At 61.9% G+C, this 515-nt stretch carries 1 pseudogene; it reads right to left on the minus strand.

From position 1 onward, the window contains the following. Positions 1-515: pseudogene (locus tag NW819_RS13885) on the minus strand (hypothetical protein); the annotation flags it as partial.

Consider the following 515-nt stretch of genomic DNA (forward strand, 5'->3'; position numbering starts at 1 on the left):
AATCGACTGACCAGAGAAGGCTTGACGGGGCCGCCCTCATCCTGGAGACCAGGCACCCTTGCCCCCAGCCTCTCCCTCACCGGCTCGGGATTCACCTCCTCAGCAATCGACTTGGACAGCTCCCAGTGACCAGACCGAGCCAGAACCGTTGGCCCCTCACAGGGACTGATCAACCCCAGCTTGGCCAGACGGGCACAGGCATAGCGCACCTCCAGCAGGTCTGCCCCCAGTGCTCGAGCCAAAGCCGTCAGCTTGCGAGAAGGCGACACCTGCTCCAGGATCCCCCACTCCAGCGCAGAAAGTTTGAACAGAGGCAGTTCGGTGCTGGTACGCCAAAAGCAACTATCGGGTTCGGGCAGGTCTTTTTCGGGGCGTTGCTCCAGCTTGAGCTGCTGCAGGGCTTCCAGGACGGCAGCGGTGGCGCCCTTGCTCAGGCCGGTCATTTCTCGATAGGGCATGGGCACATTGGGCAGGAAGCTGAACTGTCCGGATTCGAGGGCAAAGAGGCTGTAGAG

It is taken from the genome of Synechococcus sp. R8-2 (assembly GCF_047461715.1).
In the GTDB taxonomy this organism is placed as follows: Bacteria; Cyanobacteriota; Cyanobacteriia; order Thermostichales; family Thermostichaceae; genus Thermostichus.